This window comes from Streptomyces avermitilis MA-4680 = NBRC 14893, from assembly GCF_000009765.2.
GTDB lineage: Bacteria > Actinomycetota > Actinomycetes > Streptomycetales > Streptomycetaceae > Streptomyces > Streptomyces avermitilis.
On record NC_003155.5, the window covers coordinates 1,511,450 to 1,528,085 of the forward strand.

Consider the following 16,636-nt stretch of genomic DNA (forward strand, 5'->3'; position numbering starts at 1 on the left):
CCCCAGACGCGGTCAGGCCTGCAGAGTTCAAAGGAGACGACTCATGGCCAACGTCTCGCACACCAGAGGTGACATAGCCAGCCACCCTGATGTACCAGAAATGCGGGAACGATACGCCCGCATGCTCGGTGGTCGCGATGTGGTGCTCGTCGACGGACCGGTGTTCCTGCTCGGTCTGTACTGCGCCGCATCCCCCTGGATACTCCACTACACGACAAGCCAGCCCGCGCTCGCGACGCACAACCTGATCATGGGCATCGCCATAGGCCTGCTGGCCCTCGGATTCACCAGCACACCGGAGAGGATGTACGGCCTGAGCTGGGCCATGTGCGCGATCGGCGCATGGATGATCATCTCGCCGTGGATCGTCGGCACCAGCCCGGACACCGGAGTCGTGCTCAACAGCATCATCATCGGCGTCCTGACCGTGGTGCTGGGAGCACTGTGCGCGGTCACGACGACGAGGAACACGCCCCGCACGTAGCCACGGAGCCGGGTGGTGCTCGGAGCGAGTCCCCGTTGGTACGGGCAGCACGAAACGGGCACCCGTCGGCCGGTCCGCGCCCCGCGGACCGGCCTCGGCCTGTGACCGTGGCCGTGGCCGTGGCCGGCCCAAGGTCCCACTGACCATGAAGAAGCTCGGGTCAAAGGACTGACCGCGACAAGAGGACGGACCGCAATAATCGGTCGCGTGGGACCGCATGGCCGATCACACTGTCGCGGTGAGTCGAACCGTCAGCGCATGGGTGACATCGGGTGCGGACTTCCTCGGTGTCGCCGGCCCCTTTCCCGTGGATGTCCCGTGGTGGTCCGAGGCCGAGCAGGTCGTCGGGGAGTTGGCCGGCCTGCTCGGGGTCCCGGTACTGGTACTGCGGCTGCTGACCGTGGAGGGCGGCGACGGCGGGCGGGACGGCCATGTGACGTACCACGTCGAAGCACTGGGCAGCCCCGCACCGGGGACGCTGCGCCAACTGCCCGTCGACGATGCCCTGTTGCACGGTCACGAGTCGCTGCGCTCGCCATGGGCGCGAGCCGAGGGCCTGCGGGAGCTGATCGACTGGGCGTCCGGGACGCTGCGCGACGCCGGGCGGCCCGTGACCGGGCCGGTCGAGCAGCGGCGGTCGTGGAACCTGGCCGGCCTCTTCCGGCTGCCCACCGAGGACGGCCGGTTCTGGCTCAAGGCCACCGCGCATTTCGCCGCGGACGAGGGCGCGGTCATCGCCGCGTTCGCCCGGGTCGACCCGGGTTTGGTGCCGACGGTGCTGGGCTCGGGCCAGGGGCGCATCCTCATGGAACACGTACCGGGCGAGGACTGCTGGGGCGCCTCACCCGAGACTGTCACGGCCGCGACGGAGCGGCTCGTGGCAGCGCAAGCCGCCCTGGCGTCGACGCGCCCGGCCGCCCTGCGGGACTGGCGCGCACCGGCCCTGGCCGCACGGATCGACGTGCTGCTCGACGGCCCGGTCGCACCGGACCTGACACCTCAAGAGCTGTCCGCGGCACGCGCACTGGCGGACCGCTGGGCCCTGCTCGCCGAGTGCGGGCTGCCCGACACCGCCGTCCACGGCGACTTCCATCCCGGCAACTGGCGCAGTGACGGCGGCTCGCCGGTCGTCGTGGACTTCGCCGACGCGTACTGGGGCAACCCGGTCTTCGACGGTCTGCGCGTCCACGAATTCCTGCCCGAGTCGGCACGGCCGGCAGCGGCCCGTGCCTGGATCGCCGCCTGGACCCGGCACTCCCGCGGAAGCGACCCGGCCCGCGCCCTCGCGATCGCGGAGCCGCTCGCCCATCTCGCCCTGGCGGTGCGCTACCAGGAGTTCCTGGACGGTATCGAACCGTCGGAGCGCAGGTACCACGAGGGAGACCCCGCGGCGGAGGTCCGCAAGGCGCTGCGGTGCGCCGAGGCGCCCAGTCCGTACCTCGCGCCGGCCGCGAGCAACGCAGACCGCTGAAACCCCTGGGCCCCCCGCCCCCGTTCGCCGGCACAGCAGGATCGACACACGGACGGCCGCGAGGTGTTCGGCTCGGCGGGCCCGCGAGGTGTTCGCCCCGGCGGGCCCGCCGTCCGTACGGCGAAGGGATGCGACGCGATGCTCCAGGCGGGTTCCGACGTGGCGCTCCACGCCGGTCCCCAGGGAGCGTGACCGGCCCGCCCCACCCCGGCGGGCCCGACCCGCGCACGGGCCCGCCCCTCCGTTCAGGTCTGCGCCGGCTCCGCGTCCGCGTCCGGAGCCGCTGCCGTGAGGTACTCCTCCGCGATCTCCCTGGGGCCGAACGGCCAGACCTTCTCCAGGCGCGCCCACACGACGAAGGCGACACAGCCGAGCGCCACCCAGGCGAGTGACCATTCGATGGGGTGGCGGCCCGGGGAGTTCTTGTCGGCGTACCCGTAGATGACCAGCCAGCCCACCAGGGCGATCACACTGGGCAGGGGGTAGAGCCACATCCGGTACGGGCGGCGCAGGGTCGGCTGCCGCTTGCGCAGGACGGTGAGGGCGACGATCTGGGCCAGCGCCTGCACGATCACCATCACCGTGGTCAGGAGCTGGATCAGCGTGGCCAGGTCGGTGTGACGGCCGATCAGGAAGCCGATCGCCGTGATGACGCCCATGGTGGCCAGGCCCAGCATGGGGAAGCGGTGCCTGGAGTGGAGCTTGGCGTACGGGCGGAAAAAGACGCGGTCGCGGGCGGCGTCGTACGGGACCCTGGAGCCGCCCAGCAGGCCGGTGAAGACCGAGGCGAAGGCGGTGATGAGGATGAGGACCGTGACCGTGTCGGCGGCGCCCTTGCCCCAGGTCTTCTCCAGGACGGCGGAGGCCACGGAGGTGGAGGCGATGTCGCCCGCGTCGGTCATCCGGTGCCAGTCGATGACGCCGAGCGTGCCGATCTGCAGCAGCAGGTAGATCGCCATGATGCCGAGGATGGAGAAGAGGATCGAGCGCGGCAGGGTGCGCCCCGGGTCCTTGATCTCGGCGCCCATGTACGCGGTGGTGTTGTAGCCGAGGTAGTCGTAGATGCCGATGGTCAGGCCCGCGGCGAAGCCGACCCAGAAGTGGCCGCTGGTCGGTTCGAAGGCGTGCGCCGGATAGGTGAAGGCCAGGTGCGCGCTGAAGTCGCTCGCCGCGGCCACGATCACCAGCAGGACCGAGGCGATCATCACCGTCCACATCACGGCGGTGATCCGCGCGATGTTCTCGATGCCCCGCCACAGCAGCATCACCACCAGGGCGATGATGCCTACTCCGACCAGGTCACCGGTGGTCCGGCCCATGTCCGGGGCCAGGTAGCCGAGGTACTGCACGAAACCGACCACACCCGTGGACATGATCAGCGGGATGAAGAGCATCGCCGTCCAGACGAACAGGAACGGCATCAGCCGTCCGGTGCGGTACTGGAAGGCCTGGCGCAGATAGACGTAGCTGCCGCCCGAACCGGGCATGGCCGCGCCCAGTTCGGCCCACACGAGCCCGTCCGCGAGGGCCAGCACCGCGCCCGCGACGAAGCCGATCACCGCCTGCGGGCCGCCGAACGCGGCGACCATCAGGGGGATCGTCACGAACGGACCGATGCCGCACATCTGGCTCATGTTGATCGTGGTGGCCTGGAACAGGCCGACACGGCGGACGAAGCCACCCTCGGGCGGCGGACTACCTGGGCTACCGGACATCGGTCCTCCTGGAGCAGGGCACGGGGGCAGTCGTACGACGTGACGGCCGACGTCGATCGGCGGCCGGCGGATCAAGGGCGGCGGGTGTCCGGCCGGCGCCGGGCTCCCCTCGGCTCGCCCGGCGAGGCTGACTGGCCGATAAAGTTAAGGAGCCTTACTAGATGCGTCAAGCCCGTGTCATGAATGCGTGAGAATGGTGCGATGCCCGCCAGTGATGCCGCAGACCAGCCGGAACAGCCATGGAGCCGTCGGCGGCTGCGCAGCACCAACGAGCGGCTGCTCCTCGACCGGCTGCGGGCCACCGGCGCCGCGTCCCGCGCTCAGCTCGCCCGCGAGACGGGTCTGTCGAAGCCGACGGTGTCGAGCGCGCTGGCGGCCCTGGAGGAGGCGGGTCTCGTGCACGAGGTCGGCACGCACGCACCGGAGCGGGGCCGGACAGCGGTCCTGTACGCCCCCGATCCGGCCGCCGGACACGCCCTGGGCATCGACATCGGCCGCAGCTGGCTGCGCGTCGCGGTCGCCAATCTGGACGGCGAGGTGGTGGCCCGCGCCGATGTGCGCAACCGGGCCCGCACTTCCGGCGCCCTGGCCGACCTCGTGGTCGCCACCGCCCGGCAGGTGGTCGCCAATTCCGGTGTCGGGCACGACGAGGTGGCCCACGCGGTGGTGGGCACGCCCGGTGTGTACGACGAACAGCGGCGGCGGGTGCGGTACGCGATGCACCTGCCGGGCTGGGGCCGGGCCGGGCTGTTCGACCGGATGCGCGAGGAGCTGGGCATACCGCTGGAGGTCCACAACGACGCCAATCTGGCCGCGCTGGGCGAGTACACGTACGGCGTCGGCGCGGGCAGCCGGCTGTTCACGTACATCATGATCGGCACCGGTCTCGGCATGGGCGTCGTCAGCGAGGGGCGGCTGTTCACCGGCGCGCACGGCGGAGCCGGCGAGATCGGGTTCCTGCCGTGGCCGGGGCAGCGGAAGCCGGAGACGTTGGAGGACGCGGTGTCGGGCGTGGCCGTCGTCGAGTCCGCGCGGCGGTTCGGCATGAGCGGGCAGCTCACGGCGAAGGCCGTCTTCGACGCGGCACGGCAGGGAAATCCGGCAGCGGTCAGGGCCGTTCGGCTGGAGGGCGAGCGAATAGCGCACACCGTGGCGGCGGCTGCGGCCGTACTGGACCCCGACCTGGTGGTGCTCGGCGGCGGCGTGGGCCACAGCCTCGACCTGCTGCTGCGCCCCGTGCGCGAGACGCTGCGCACGCTCACGCCGCTGCGCCCGAAGATCGTGCCGAGCCGGCTGGGCGAGGACGCGGTGCTGCTCGGCGCGGTGGCGACGGCGCTGGGGACGGCCCGGGACGTCGTTTTCGAGCGACGCTCGGCCTCCTGACGGTGATTGACATGAATTGCTCAGCCACCTAGCTTGTGAATCCAGTTAGTAAAGTTTCCTAACTTGCAGTGTCGTAGCGCGGATGCTCCTCCCCCACCCCCCAAGGAGATCACCGTGTTCCACCGTCCTGCCTCAGTACGGCGCTTCGTCACGACCGCCGTGGCCCTGGGCCTGCTGAGCACGCTCTCGACGGGCGCCCGGGCCGGAGCCCGCACCCACGAGCCGCCCCCGCGCCCGACCACTGTCTCCTCGACTGCGGGCAGCACCACCGCGCTGACCGGCTACGCGATCCAGTCCACGGCGAAGGTCACCGACCCCGCGGCCGCCGTCTCCTCCCCCGGCTACCCGGCGAGCGGCTGGTACCCGGCCGGTGCCCGCTCCACCGTGCTCGCGGCGCTGCTGGCCGGCGGGAAGTACGCCGACCCGTTCTACTCGACCAACCAGCAGAAGATTCCGAAGGCCGACTTCCAGGTGCCGTGGTGGTACCGCTCGGACTTCACGGTCGCCGACACCTCCGCCCGTACGTATCTGGACTTCAGCGGGGTGATCTCGGCGGCCGACGTCTTCGTCAACGGACGTCAGATCGCCAGGTCCGCCGACGTGGCGGGCGCCTACACCCGTCACGAACTGGACGTCACCTCACTGGTGCGGGAGGGCGCGAACACGGTCGCCTTCCGTATCCAGCCCAACAACCCCAACAAGAACCTGACCATGGGCTGGATCGACTGGCTCGAGCCGCCGCCCGACCAGAACATGGGCATCGTCCGTGATGTTCTCGTGCGCCGCGGCGGCCCGGTCGCCCTGCGCGACGCCCACGTGATCACGCGGCTCGACGTGCCGTCGCTCGCCACCGCGGACCTGACGGTCAAGGCGCGGGCCCGCAACGACTCGGACGCGGCCATCACCGCCACCGTCTCCGGCAGCGTCGGCGCCACGTCGTTCCGCAGGTCCGTCGCTCTCGCCGCCCACGAGACGAAGACGGTCACCTTCACACCGGCCGACACTCCCGGGCTGCACCTCACCTCGCCGCGGGTGTGGTGGCCCGCGGGCATGGGCGGCCAGCCCCTGTACGCGCTGGACCTCAGCGCGTCCGTCTCCGAAACCGTCTCCGACACGGTGCACGAGAGCTTCGGCATCCGGGATGTGAAGGCCCCGCTCAACTCCGACGGCGCACGGCAGTACAGCGTCAACGGCCGCAGGCTTCTCATCAAGGGCGGCGGCTGGTCGCCGGACGAGTTCCTGCGCTGGGACAGCACGTACGTCGAGGACCGGCTCCGGTACGCGCTCGACCTCGGCCTCAACACCATCCGCCTGGAAGGCCACATCGAGCCGGACGAGTTCTTCGACCTGGCGGACCGGTACGGCATCCTCACGCTGCCGGGCTGGGAGTGCTGCAACAAATGGGAGGGCAACGTCAACGGCAGCGGATCCGGTGACGAGTGGACCGCGGCCGACTATCCGGTCGCCAAGGCGTCGATGGCCGCCGAGGCCGCCCGGCTGCGCGACCACCCGAGCGTCGTCTCGTTCCTCATCGGCAGCGACTTCGCCCCCGACGCGAAGATCGAGAAGACCTACCTCGACGCCCTGAAGGCAGCCGACTGGCCGACCCCCGTAGTCGCGGCCGCCTCCGACAAGTCCTCGCCGGTCAGCGGCAGTTCGGGCATGAAGATGACCGGCCCGTACGACTGGATCCCGCCGAACTACTGGTACGCCAAGCGCGAGGGCGGCGCCACCGGCTTCAACTCCGAGACGAGCGCGGGGCCGGACATCCCCACGCTCGACACCCTGCGCCGCATGATGACCCCGGCCGAGCTGGACACCCTCTGGAAGAACCCGGGCGCCAAGCAGTACCACCGCTCACCGTCGTCGGTCTTCGGCACCCTGAAGATCTACGACGCCGCGCTCGCCGGACGGTACGGCGCCCCGACCGGCCTCACGGACTACGTACGCAAGGCGCAGCTCGCCCAGTACGAGAACGTGCGCGCGCAGTTCGAGGCGTACGGGCGGGGCGCCACCGACGCCTCGAAGCCCGCGACCGGCGTCATCTACTGGATGTTCAACAGCGGCTGGACCTCGCTGCACTGGCAGTTGCTGGACCGGTACCTCGACCAGGGCGGCGCGTACTTCGGGGCGAAGAAGGCCAATGAGCCGCTGCACGTGCAGTACTCGTACGACGACCGGTCGGTCGTGGTGGTGAACAACCGGCCCGCCGCCGTCTCCGGACTCACGGCCCGGGTCACCCTCTTCAACACCGACGGAACGCAGAAGTACGACAAGAGCGCGACCGGCCTGAGCGTGGCCGGCGACGGTGCGCACAGCACCGCGCTCACGCTGCCGTCGTCGGTGAGCGGACTGTCGACGACGTATCTCGCCCGCCTGGTCCTCACCGACTCGGCGGGCAAGGAGGTCAGCCGCAACGTCTACTGGCTGTCCACCCGGCCCGACACCCTCGACTGGGCGCACACCGACTGGTACTACACGCCGACGACGAGCTACGCCGACCTCAAGGGCCTCGGCTCGATGGCGCGGGTGCCGGTCTCGGCGACGGCGTCGACGACGGCGGGCACGGACGGCGCGTCCACGACGACGGTCACGGTGCGGAACACGGGAAGCGGCAGGACCCCGTCACTGTTCACGGACGTGCACCTCGTCGACTCGAAGGGGAAGCCCGTCCTGCCCGTTCAGTGGTCCGACAACGAGGTGAGCCTGTGGCCGGGTGAGTCGGCCACCCTCACGGTGACGTACCGGACGGCCGATCTGCACGGGTCCGCGCCCAGGGTGCGGGTCTCCGGGTGGAACACGGCGGAGCAGACCGTCCCGGCGGCCTAGCCGGGGCGGCGGGACGGGGAACGCGGGACGGGGAGCGGCGGGCCGGGTGTGTGGGCCCGCCGCTCTTCGTCGGCCGGTTCAGCTCACGGTGAGCGCCGTGTCGTCGAGGACGAACGACGTCTGGAGCGTGGAGCCTTCGGTGCCGGTGAACTTGACGGTGACGGTCTGCCCGGCGTAGCTCGCGAGGCTGAAACTGCGCTGCGTGTAGCCGCTCGCCGCGTTCAGGTTCGAGTAGGTGGCGAGGGTGGACAGGACCGTGCCGCCGCTGTTGAGAACCTGCGCCTTGAGCGTGTCGTACGCCGTGCTCGTGGTCGTCTCGGCCGTGTCCACGTGGAGGTAGAAACTGAGGGTGGCCGTGGTGCAGCCGGAGGGGATGGTCACCGACTGGGACAGGGTGTCGGTGCGGGCGGAGCCGTATCCGTCGAGCCAGGCGTAGTAGGAGCCGGTACGGGCGGACTCGCCGCTGGAGTTGGTGATGACATCGCTGCTCGCGGTCCAGGTGGTGGCGCCGGACTCGAAGCCGTTGTTGCCGAGGAGCTGGGCCGCGGTGCAGGTGCCGCCACCACCCCCGTCATCGCCGCCGCTGCTCGCGCCGACCAGCCATTCGGTGGCGTTGAGGGCGAGGGCGGCGTTGGTGGCGCCGGTGTCGTTCCAGCCGTCGTACAACGTGTTGCCGGACTGGCCGGTGCCGTCGTCGATCGGTGAGCTGTCGCCCCAGAACGCGACCCGCCCGCTGCCGAAGGTGCTGGTGGCGAAGAAGGCTCCGGTGTTGCCGGAGTATCCGGTGCGGTAGAGCAGCCCCTTGACGGACGAGTTGTCGGCGGGCTTGAGGGTGGCCGTCGTACCGCTGGCGATCAGGCTCTTGGTGACGGTGCCGAAGGAGCCGTGCAGGACCGCGTCGCTGCTGTCGCTGATCGCCGACGGGTAGTCGGAGCTGACGCTCAGCGAGTCGATGGAGAAGCCGAACGGGTCGGTGCTGTCGACGCTGTTGTCGGTCATCAGGTCGTTGAGGACCTCGACCGCGTCGTAGCCGTCGTTGTTACGGTCGGCACCCGTGTGGTCGGAGACCATGAACAGGCCGCCGCCGTTCTTCACGAACGTCATGATCGCGGTCTTCTCGGCCGTCGTGAACAGCGTGTTCGGCTCGGGCAGGACCAGCGTGTCGAAGTTCGACAGATCGGTGGTGGTGGAGCCGCCGTAGCTGAGGCTGCTGCCCGAAGGGAGCGTCTTCAGGCTGTAGTTGCCGGTCTTCTGCAGGGCGACGCCCCAGGAGGAGAGCGCGCCCGTCCAGTCGGTTTCCGAGGACGGGGAGGAGTCCTGGCCGAGCGGGTCGGGCTGGCTGGTGGAGACGATCCAGTCGGCGTTGCCGGCCGTCTCCGCGTGGCCGTTGTCGAACAGGACGCGGTGCGTGGTGGCCGCGTGGGCCGGGGCGGCGATGGACGCCTGGACGGCCGCGCCCGTGGCGAGCAGTCCGAACACGGCCAGCGCCGTGGTGAGTCTGGGGCGGGATCTTCTGAATCCGAGCATCCGGCGAACCTCCGTGACGGGTGGGGTAGAGGCAGTGCGGGAGCCAAGTCTGCGCGCGTAGATTGGTAGTTGACCGTCCTACGTACGACAGATTTTTGAACGGTACATGACATGAGTAACGGTGAACAGCGACCCTCCCCAGAAGATGCCGGGCCGGAATCGGAAGGGACTGCCTCCGCCGCCGGAGGGAAAACACATAGCAGCGGGGCTTTCCTACGAAGAGGGGCGGAGATGGAGATCTCGGGCATCATCAGTGCCATCGTGATCGGCATCGTCATCGGCATTCTGGGCAGGCTCGTCGTCCCGGGACGCCAGCGCATCGGCATCCTGCTGACGATTCTCGTCGGCATCGTGGCGGCCTTGATCGGCTCCGCGATCGCGGGCGCCTTCGATGTGGCCGACACGAACGGCGTCGACTGGATCGAATGGCTCATCCAGATCGGTCTGGCGGCGCTGGGCGTCGCGGCACTGGACCGGACACGGGCTCGCCGCTGAGGGCTGGGGCCGTCGCGGAGCCGCAGACCTGGAAGCCAGGGCCGAGGGACGGGGCCTGAGGGGCGGGCCGTGGGGCGGGTTCTTGGGACGGGGCCGTGGGCGCGGCACGGGACTGCGCCGAGGCGCACGCAGCCCGGCCCGTCGCTCCGCCGCACCGGTGCTCCCCTTTCCTCCCCGTGCCAAATTGCAGGTCAACCGCCGTGGCGGCTACGTTCTGCGGGCTTCGCCCCACCGTCCGCCTCCTTGTCGCCACGGAGAGACCTTGCCTCTGCGCCTCACCCCCCTGACCGATCCCGAACCGAAGCCGTCGAGCCGGCGGCTGGCCTGGCTGGCCTCCGACGACGACGGCGTCCCCGTGGGGTCGGCCTTTCTCCGGTTGTTCACGAAGGAGGGCCAGGAGCATCTCGCCGAGCTCGAAGGCGCCGTGCACCCCGAGGAGCGGCGGCAGGGCGTGGGCGGCCGCCTGCTCGACGCGGCCGTCGCCGCCGCGCGGGGCGAGGGGCGACGGTCGCTGATCGCCCAGGCCCAGGAGGGCTCCCCCGGCGATCGCTTCCTCGCGGCGCGCGGCTTCCGCCGGGTGCTGGCCCTGACCTACGCCCGACTGCCGCTGGCCGACGCCGGGTTCGACCGTATCGCCAAGATCGTCGAACAGCCGCACTCCGGCTACGAGTTGACGCGCTGGGACGGCACGGTCCCGGCCCGTCTCGCGCAGACCTTCGCCGACTCGCGGCGCGCGATGGACGACATGCCGATGGAGGACACCGACTACGGCACGGTCGCCTGGGACGTGGAACGGGTCGTGGCCGCGGCCGCGGCGATCGCCGAGCGCGGCGAACTGCTGCACACGGTCGCGGCGGTGGACTCGACGGACGGCTCGATCGTCGGATTCTCCGAGCTCGTGGTGCCGGGCGACGGTCGGGGCGACGCTCAGCACTACGGCACCGGCGTGCTGCCGGAGCACCGCGGTCACGGTCTCGGGCTGTGGATGAAGGCCGAGTCGATCCGGTACGCCCGCGAGCGGCACCCGGAACTCGCCGGTCTGCTCACGGACACGGCGGACAGCAACACCCCGATGATCGCCATCAACGACTCGCTCGGCTACCGTCCCACGCACACGGCGGTGGAGTACCAGCTGGAGCTGTGAGTCCGCCGCACCGGGAAGAGGCCCCGGGACGGCGCGCTCAGGGCACGCCGTCCCGCAACGCGGCCGGCCCGTCCCGCGTCGACGCGACGGCAGGGGCCGCGCCCAGCTCGCGCGGCGATGCTGTGCGGCTCACGGCGAGACGTACGGTGTCGTGGTGGTGAGGGGCTCGAAGCCGAGCCGGGCGAGGACCGGGCGGCTCTGGCTGGTGGCGTCGACCTGGACGTAGCGATAGCCACGGTCGGCGGCGACCTTGGCGCGGTGGGCGACCAGGGCCCGGTAGATGCCGCGGCCGCGCTCGCCCTCGACCGTGCCGCCGCCCCACAGGCCGGCGAAGCGTGTGCCGGGGACGAGTTCCATCCGGGCCGCGCTCACCGGTTCGTCGCCGGCCAGGGCCACGACGGCGACGACCGCGTCCGGATCGTCCGTGACCTGGGCGAGCAGTTGGTGCCGCATCCGTGTGCTGTCGGTGCCGAAGGCCTTCTCATGGACGTCGGCCACGAGGTCGACGCCCGCCCGGTCCGTCACGGGCACGATGCGTACGCCGTCGGGCGGTTCGACGTCGAGGGTGAGGTCGGCGACCTCGGCGACCATCAGGGTCTCCTCGGGCGCCGCCGTGAATCCGGCCGCCCGCAGCCGCCGGCCGAGGTCCTCCGGCAGGTCGTGGCCGTACAGCTTCCACTCGAACTCGCGGCCGAGCCCGGCGAAGTAGCGCTGCTGCTCGGCGATCGCCGCGTCGGCACTCGCCTCGTCCAGGCCGGACCAGACGACGCCGTTCCAGCCGTGTTCGGAGGCGACCTGCCGCACCACGCCGGGCACACGCTCGATCCGGGCGCCGGGCCCGTCCGGCCGCGCCCCTTCCCGCATGTCCCGGTCGAACAGGGCGAGTACCGCAGCGTGATCCATGCGCTCACTCCAGCATCCTGGGGCGTACTCGGCAATGGAATTCCCGGAGCAATCGCCGTGTGCGGCATGTCGGTTGTGCCCCGGCGTCGGATCGTGGCTCAGGCTCCGGTGTCCGGCCGCACCGCCGCCAGGTAGGCGCGAAGCCGGTCGCGGTTGCGGGCCAGGCAGTCGATGCGGGCCTGGATACGGTCGATCTCGCCGCGCAGGAGGGCGGCCGTCTGCGGGGTCAGGGAGTCGGGAGCGAGGGATGGTGTTCGGGGTCGCCACGGTCGCCGGGATCTGGACCGTCGGCGCCCTGATCGACGCGCACCTGCGCCGGACCCTGCTGTGCGCGCTCGCTCTGATCGGGGCGACCCTGCTCGCCCTCGGCCGGTACGCGGACCGGCCGGCCGTGCTGCTGATCTCGGTCGCGCTGTGGGGCGCGGCGTTCGGCGGGGCGCCGACGCTGATCCAGACGGCCCTGGTCGACGCCTCGGGGCCCGCCGACGCGGATGTGGCCACATCGCTGCAGACCACCGTGTACAACGCGGGCATCGCGGGCGGGTCGCTCACGGGCGGCCTCGTGCTGGACGGTGCGGGGGCGGGGGCGCTGCCCTGGACCGCGCTGCCCCTGGTCGCGGCCGCACTCACCGTGGTCGCCCTGGGCCGCCGGCGGGGCTTCCCGGCGCTGCGCCCGTCCGACGACGCGCGCTCCTCGGGGCAAGGGCCGAGCCCTGCCCGTGGCTGCACACCCCGCTCGGGGAACTCACGGTCACCGCGACCGCCGCCGGTGTCGTGACGCTGCTGTGCACGGGACCGGTCCGCGCCGTCTTCAGCCGTGTCGTCGAGCCGCGCATGGAGTGGGCGTTCCGCACCCGGACGACGACGCCGGTCCGGGGAGGCCCCGCGGGCACACTGACCGGCCGCACCTGTCGGCGGCCGGTCCCGTGCGGTGCCATCGCGTGCGTCCGGGGATCAGCCCGGGTCCGGGCTGATCCCGAAAAGGCACGCCCTAGCCGAGTTCCAGCGAGGTGATCCCGTACACGCGGTCGGCCGCGAACGGCCGCACCGGTCCGGTGTACATGCGGGCCGTCTCGAAGGACGGCGTCAGACCCGCTTCCCGGGCCAGGGCCACGGCCGCCGTGTTCGTCTCGGGGATGTCCATGGCGATCTCGCCCGCGTCGGCGGTCAGCGCCGTGAACAGGGCGCGGGCGTCCTCGGCGGAGTCGGCGAACAGGGGGCCGACCCGCAGGGAGTCGAGGGCCGGACGAACCACGCCGTAGCCGGTGAGGCGGCCGTCGACGAGGCGGACGAAGGTGCGGTGGCCGGGGCCGGCCAGCCAGTGTTCCAGAAAGCGCGGGCGGTCGGCCGGGGAGCAGGCGCTGTCGTACGCCGCGACGGCGGCCAGGTCGGCCGCCTCGGCGGGGCGGACTCCCGAAGCCGGCTCGGCCGCCGGAACGGTTCCGGTGTACCGGGCGGTGCGGTGGGCGAGCTCGAAACCGGACTGCCGGTAGTTGTCCTGCTGCGCCGGCACGCCGTCCAGGCCGACCGTGCGGTCGCCGGCGTGAGCGAGCGCCGTCTTCCAGGTGGTCAGGCCGTAGCCGCGGCCCCGCAGGTCGGGGCGTACGAGGTAGAACCCCAGAAAGGCGTAGTCGGCGCCGTAATTGACGACCGAGATCGCCGAGACCGGTTCGCCGGCGATCCGGCCGACGAAGAAGCCCTCGGGGTCCTGGGCGAAGAAGCTGGGGGCGTCGGACAGCCCCGGATTCCAGCCCTCGTCCGCCGCCCACCCGACGACGACGGGCCAGTCGTCGAGCGAGGCCTGGGTGACGACGAGGTCATCGGGACCCGGAGAGGTCATCATGCGCTCCATTCCGTGGCGGGTCGCTTGCGTGCGGTGGTCGGCCGCTCCCGCAGCATCCTTCCCGATCACGCGGACCCGCGCCAACGCGACACCGGGCGGGCATGAGCAACCTGGCTTGTCCGCAACGGTGTTGAGCGTCGCTGTAGGCGAGGCCATGAGGCATGAGCATCGATCACGTGACACCGCGGTGCGCGTGGCCCCGCATACAGGGCCCACGGCCGGTCAAGGACGTGGGCCCCCGTTGCGGGCCGGTCGGCTCAGCGCCGCGCGCCGGCCCGGAAGCGCCGGTACAGCACCGCCCCGCCCAGCAGCAGGGCCGCGCTCGCGGCGACGGCGGGCACGGTCTCGTCCGCGCCCGTTCGAGCCAGGGAGGCCCCGGGTCGCGCGGCCGTGTTCGGGAGGGCCGGCCGTGCGGGCGCGGGCGCCTTCGGCGGCGCGGCGGGCTTCGGCCGGGCGTGCCCGGGGTGGTGGGGGTGGTGGGGCCGCCCGCCGGATGTGTTGGTGGACTCGTTGCCGACGGCCGCGTTGCCGACGCCGACCACGTTCACGGTGTTGCCGCTGACATTGACCGGGAGATGGACCGGGAGCTGCACACTGTTTCCCGAAACCACCCCCGGAGAATCCTTTCCGCTTCCCTGGGCGGACGCGCCCGGGGCGGCAGCGCCCCCGTCGGCGGCGCCTCCCGAAGGACTGCCGTGCCCCTCGTTGGCGCAGGCGTTGCCCGCTGCCGGGTTGAGGAACCCGACGACGTTCGCGGTGTTCCCGCACACGTTCACGGGGACGTGCACCGGCAGCTGGATGGTGTTGCCGGAGAGGAGCCCGGGCGAGCCCGCCGCGCTGCCGTCCGCCGCGGAGTCGGCGTACGCCGGCATGACCACGGCCAAGGCGCCCGAGGCGGCGGCCGCAGCGATCAATCCATTCCGGGTAACCCGTTTCATAGGTTCCCTGCCTTCCAGACATGGTCGCGGGCACTCGCCCGCACGGGGTAAAACGCGGGCGAACCATCCGAGTTATGGCTTATCCGTCTTTCACTCCATCGAGCGGCACGGTTATCGAACTGGTGGTTGTCGTGCCGGAGGGGTGATCACCGGGCCGGACCGGGCGGCGCTCGGGACAGGACCGGCCGGGCCCGGCCCACTCGCCCAGAGGCGGGCTCCCGGACGCCCGATTATCGTGATCAGGGGGTGTCCCCGGTGCGGGCGTACCTGGAGGCGTTCATGCTGTCCACGCACAGGCGCTGCGCGGTCGCCGGCGCGGTCGTCGCGGCCGCGTCGACCGCGGCGCTGGCCCTGCTGGGGGCCGGTCTGCCGTCGGTCGTACCGGCCGCCGACGAACCCGATCTGTCCCGCTTCTACGCGCAGAAGATCACGTGGGCCGCCTGCAAGGGCGACGGCATGCCCAAGGACCTCCAGTGCGGGAAGGTGACCGTGCCGCTCGACTACGCGAGGCCCGACGCCGGCACGCTCGACGTGGCGCTGGCCCGCTACCGGGCGACGGGCAAGTCCCGGGGATCCGTACTGCTGAACTTCGGCGGTCCCGGCGCGGCGGGCATCGGCGCACTCGCCGGCGACGGCAACGACTTCATGGGCCTCACCAACGGCTACGACGTGGTGACGTTCGACCCGCGCGGGGTCGGGCAGTCGTCCCCCGTCAGCTGTGGCGAAGGGAGCACCGAGGCCTTCGCCGAGCTGGACGCGAGCCTCGACACCGGCGATCCGCAGGCCGCCCTCAAGCAGTTGCGGAAGGTGGCCGACGAGTGCGCGAAGCACTCCGGTCCCGTGCTGCCGTACATAGGCACGATCAACGCCTCGCGGGACATGGACGTGATGCGCGCGGCGCTCGGCGACAAGAAGCTCAACTATCTGGGCTTCTCGTACGGCACACGGCTGGGCGCGGTGTACGCGGCCCAGTTCCCGAAGAAGGTCGGCCGGATGGCGCTGGACGGCGTGGACACGCTCACCGAGCCGCTGGCCGAGCAGGGGCTGGTGAGCGCCGAGGGCCAGCAGACCGCGCTGGACAGCTTCATCACCTGGTGCGTCAAGGACATCGCCTGCCCCTTCGGCCAGGATTCGCGTTCGGCACGGCAGCAGGTCGTGCGGCTCGTCCAGTCGCTGGACCAGGACCCCGTACCGGCGGACTTCGGCCAGCAGCTCTCGGGGCAGGATCTGGTGGGCGCCATCGGACAGGCGCTCTACAGCAAGCAAATGTGGCCCACCCTGGAAGGGGCACTGGCCAATCTCGTGCAGAACGGCGACGCGAGCGGGGTCCTGCGTCTCGCGAGCGGCGGCATGGCCATGCCGGATCTGCCCCGGACGGGCGACCGGCCGTCCGGCCGGCCGAGCCCCGGGCCGAGCGGCGGGCTGGTCGCCCCGGCGGACGTGCCCGTCGACAACCCGTCGGCCGCGCTGATGGCCATCACCTGCGCGGACACCCCCGACCGGCCCACCGCCGAACAGGTCACCCGGGACATGGACAAGCTGCGCGCGGCCTACGAGGAGGCGTCGCCCGTCTTCGGCCGGTACCGGCTCACCGAGGTGCTGATCTGCTACGGCCGCCCCAAGGGCACGGACTTCATCCGGGACGAGGTGCGTGCCGTCGACACCCCGAAGATGCTGCTCGTCGGCACGCGCGGCGACCCGGCGACCCCGTACCGCTGGACCCTGGAGACCGCCAAGCGCCTCGGCGACTCTGCGGTCGTCCTCGACAACAAGGGCGAGGGCCACACCGGGTACGGGTCCTCTCGCTGCGCGAGCCAGAAGATCGACGCGTTCCTGCTGTACGGCTCCCTGCCGGCCAACGGCAGCTCCTGCGGCCCGGAAGCGGACCGCTGACCGCCGCCCCT

General features: G+C 71.4%; 13 protein-coding genes. 8 read left to right on the forward strand and 5 right to left on the reverse strand.

What is annotated here, in order from left to right; all coding sequences use genetic code 11:
- Nucleotides 1-43 precede the first annotated feature (43 nt).
- Together SAVERM_RS06565 and SAVERM_RS06570 are read left to right on the forward strand one after the other, a co-directional pair.
- Nucleotides 44-484 carry an SPW repeat protein gene (locus tag SAVERM_RS06565; RefSeq protein WP_010982657.1) on the forward strand — a complete coding sequence of 147 codons (441 nt, stop codon included), beginning with the start codon at nucleotides 44-46 and terminating at the stop codon, nucleotides 482-484.
- A gap of 238 nt (nucleotides 485-722) precedes the next feature.
- A complete protein-coding gene (locus SAVERM_RS06570; RefSeq protein WP_242432188.1) occupies nucleotides 723-1,955 on the forward strand; it encodes an aminoglycoside phosphotransferase family protein in 1,233 nt (410 codons plus the stop codon).
- 245 nt (nucleotides 1,956-2,200) lie between these two features.
- Here the strand turns inward: SAVERM_RS06570 and SAVERM_RS06575 are convergent, their stop codons facing one another.
- Entirely contained in the window at nucleotides 2,201-3,670 is a 1,470-nt protein-coding gene (locus tag SAVERM_RS06575) for an APC family permease (RefSeq protein WP_010982659.1), read from the reverse strand.
- 201 nt (nucleotides 3,671-3,871) lie between these two features.
- Between SAVERM_RS06575 and SAVERM_RS06580 the strand changes: the two genes are divergently transcribed.
- Nucleotides 3,872-5,053 (forward strand): ROK family transcriptional regulator, encoded by a 1,182-nt coding sequence (locus SAVERM_RS06580; RefSeq protein WP_037646296.1) that lies wholly within the window; start codon nucleotides 3,872-3,874, stop codon nucleotides 5,051-5,053.
- Nucleotides 5,054-5,167: 114 nt separating this feature from the next.
- The gene (locus tag SAVERM_RS06585) at nucleotides 5,168-7,882 is read left to right on the forward strand and encodes an exo-beta-D-glucosaminidase (RefSeq protein WP_010982661.1); all 2,715 of its coding nucleotides are present in this window, start codon (nucleotides 5,168-5,170) and stop codon (nucleotides 7,880-7,882) included.
- Between the two features lie 78 nt (nucleotides 7,883-7,960).
- Here SAVERM_RS06585 and SAVERM_RS06590 read toward each other — a convergent pair whose 3' ends face one another.
- Complete coding sequence (locus SAVERM_RS06590) at nucleotides 7,961-9,409, reverse strand: M6 family metallopeptidase (protein WP_010982662.1); 1,449 nt, start codon at nucleotides 9,407-9,409, stop codon at nucleotides 7,961-7,963.
- A gap of 231 nt (nucleotides 9,410-9,640) precedes the next feature.
- On the opposite strand from SAVERM_RS06590, the gene SAVERM_RS06595 reads away from it, so the two are divergent.
- Together SAVERM_RS06595 and SAVERM_RS06600 are read left to right on the forward strand one after the other, a co-directional pair.
- Entirely contained in the window at nucleotides 9,641-9,904 is a 264-nt protein-coding gene (locus SAVERM_RS06595; RefSeq protein WP_010982663.1) for a GlsB/YeaQ/YmgE family stress response membrane protein, read from the forward strand.
- A 262-nt stretch (nucleotides 9,905-10,166) separates the two neighbouring features.
- Nucleotides 10,167-11,048, forward strand: coding sequence for a GNAT family N-acetyltransferase (locus SAVERM_RS06600; protein WP_037646094.1), 882 nt, complete (start codon nucleotides 10,167-10,169; stop codon nucleotides 11,046-11,048).
- 129 nt (nucleotides 11,049-11,177) lie between these two features.
- On the opposite strand, the gene SAVERM_RS06605 is transcribed toward SAVERM_RS06600, so the two are convergent.
- A complete protein-coding gene (locus SAVERM_RS06605; protein WP_010982665.1) occupies nucleotides 11,178-11,951 on the reverse strand; it encodes a GNAT family N-acetyltransferase in 774 nt (257 codons plus the stop codon).
- Nucleotides 11,952-12,198: 247 nt separating this feature from the next.
- Between SAVERM_RS06605 and SAVERM_RS39840 the strand changes: the two genes are divergently transcribed.
- Nucleotides 12,199-12,729, forward strand: a complete 531-nt coding sequence (locus SAVERM_RS39840) for an MFS transporter (RefSeq protein WP_010982666.1) — start codon at nucleotides 12,199-12,201, stop codon at nucleotides 12,727-12,729.
- A gap of 213 nt (nucleotides 12,730-12,942) precedes the next feature.
- Here the strand turns inward: SAVERM_RS39840 and SAVERM_RS06615 are convergent, their stop codons facing one another.
- Nucleotides 12,943-13,791 carry a GNAT family N-acetyltransferase gene (locus SAVERM_RS06615; RefSeq protein ID WP_037646290.1) on the reverse strand — a complete coding sequence of 283 codons (849 nt, stop codon included), beginning with the start codon at nucleotides 13,789-13,791 and terminating at the stop codon, nucleotides 12,943-12,945.
- 260 nt (nucleotides 13,792-14,051) lie between these two features.
- Entirely contained in the window at nucleotides 14,052-14,732 is a 681-nt protein-coding gene (locus SAVERM_RS06620; protein ID WP_010982668.1) for a chaplin, read from the reverse strand.
- 279 nt (nucleotides 14,733-15,011) lie between these two features.
- Here SAVERM_RS06620 and SAVERM_RS06625 point away from each other — a divergent pair, with 279 nt between their 5' ends.
- Nucleotides 15,012-16,625 carry an alpha/beta hydrolase gene (locus tag SAVERM_RS06625; protein ID WP_037646287.1) on the forward strand — a complete coding sequence of 538 codons (1,614 nt, stop codon included), beginning with the start codon at nucleotides 15,012-15,014 and terminating at the stop codon, nucleotides 16,623-16,625.
- Nucleotides 16,626-16,636 lie beyond the last annotated feature (11 nt).